This is a genomic window from Kitasatospora kazusensis (assembly GCF_039529945.1).
GTDB classification, from domain to species: Bacteria; Actinomycetota; Actinomycetes; order Streptomycetales; family Streptomycetaceae; genus Kitasatospora; species Kitasatospora kazusensis.
On sequence record NZ_BAAANT010000118.1, the window covers coordinates 1 to 1,696 of the forward strand.

The 1,696-nt window shown below is 71.6% G+C and carries 3 protein-coding genes; all 3 read left to right on the top strand.

The window, feature by feature from the left end; genetic code table 11:
- Positions 1–644 (top strand): vitamin B12 dependent-methionine synthase activation domain-containing protein (locus tag ABD330_RS32200; RefSeq protein ID WP_344469862.1); only part of this gene is annotated, 644 nt, incomplete at its 5' end.
- 2 nt (positions 645–646) lie between these two features.
- On the top strand, positions 647–1,585 hold the full coding sequence (gene metF, locus ABD330_RS32205) for a methylenetetrahydrofolate reductase [NAD(P)H] (RefSeq protein WP_344469863.1): 939 nt from the start codon (positions 647–649) through the stop codon (positions 1,583–1,585).
- A 15-nt stretch (positions 1,586–1,600) separates the two neighbouring features.
- A partial coding sequence (locus ABD330_RS32210; RefSeq protein ID WP_344469842.1) for an adenosylhomocysteinase occupies positions 1,601–1,696 on the top strand: 96 nt, incomplete at its 3' end.

Below are 1,696 nucleotides of genomic sequence, written 5' to 3' on the forward strand. Positions count from 1 at the left end.
TGGAGACGGAGGGGCGGCCGCGGCTGCGGATGTGGCTGGACCGGCTGCAGACCGAGGGGTGGCTGGAGGCCGCGGTGGTCTACGGGTACTACCCGGCGGCGTCCAAGGGCGACGACCTGATCGTGTTCGGTGAGGACGGCGCGGAGCGGACCCGTTTCACCTTCCCGCGTCAGCGGCGGGGGCGGCGGCTGTGCCTGGCGGACTTCTTCCGTCCGGAGGAGAGCGGCGAGCGGGACGTGCTGGGCCTCCAGGTCGTCACGATGGGCAACCGGATCTCGGAGGCCGCCAACGAGCTGTTCCGGGCCGACGCCTACCGCGACTACCTGGAGCTGCACGGCCTGTCCGTCCAGCTCGCCGAGGCCCTGGCCGAGTTCTGGCACGCCCGGGTCCGTTACGAGCTGGGCTTCGGCGACGAGGACCCGCAGGACGTCCGCGACATGTTCGCACTGAAGTACCGGGGTGCGCGCTTCTCGCTCGGCTACGGCGCCTGCCCGGAGCTGGAGGACCGCGCGAAGATCGCCGAGCTGCTGAAGCCGGAGCGGATCGGGGTGGTGCTGTCGGAGGAGTTCCAGCTGCACCCGGAGCAGTCCACCGACGCCATCGTGATCCACCACCCCGAAGCCACGTACTTCAACGCGAGGTGACCATGTACCGGGCACAGCAAGGTACGGGACCGGCGGACCAGACCCGCAGTCTCGCCGAGGTGCTGGCGGCGGGCGAGCGCAGCTACTCCTTCGAGTTCTTCCCGCCCAAGGCGGCCGCCGGTGAGCAGAGCCTCTGGCGGGCGATCCGCCGGGTCGAGGCGCTCTCGCCGACCTTCGTGTCGGTCACCTACGGCGCCGGCGGTTCCTCCCGCGGCACCACCATCGCGCTCGCCGAGCGCATCCGCAGCCAGACCACGCTCCGGCCGGTCGCCCACCTGACCGCCGTCGGCCACTCGATCGCTGACCTGCGCCGGATCATCGGCCGGTACGCGGACGCCGGTATCCGCGACGTGCTGGCGCTGCGCGGTGACCCGCCCGGTGACCCGCAGGGCGCCTGGCACCCCCATCCGGGGGGTGTGCGGTACGCGGCGGAGCTGGTCGGCCTGTTGAAGTCGTCCGGGTCGCTCTCGGTCGGCGTCGCGGCCTTCCCGGAGCGGCACCCCCGGTCACCTGACTGGGAGAGCGACATCCGCCACTTCGTCGCCAAGTGCCGGGCCGGTGCGGACTTCGCGATCACCCAGATGTTCTTCCACCCCGACGACTACCTGCGGCTGCGCGACCGGGTCGCGGCCGCGGGCTGTGACATCCCGATCATTCCCGAGATCATGCCGGCCACCTCGTTCGAGCAGATCCGCCGCTTCGCCCAGCTCAGCAACGCCACCTTCCCGGCGGAGCTCGCCGGGCGGTTGGCGGCCGCCGCCGGACACCCCGGGGCCGGGCACCGGGTCGGCGTCGAGCACGCCACCGCGATGGGCGAGCGCCTGCTCGCCGAGGGCGCCCCCGGCCTGCACTACATCACGCTCAACAGCTCGACCGCAGCCGTCGAGATCCACCAGAACCTCGGCCTGCACCGGGCACCTGCCACCCTGACCGCCGTCTGACTCCCAGGAGTTCCCATGTCGTCCAACATCACCGGTGACTTCAAGGTCGCCGACCTCTCCCTGGCGCCGTTCGGCCGCAAGGAGATCCAGCTGGCCGAGCACGAGATGCCG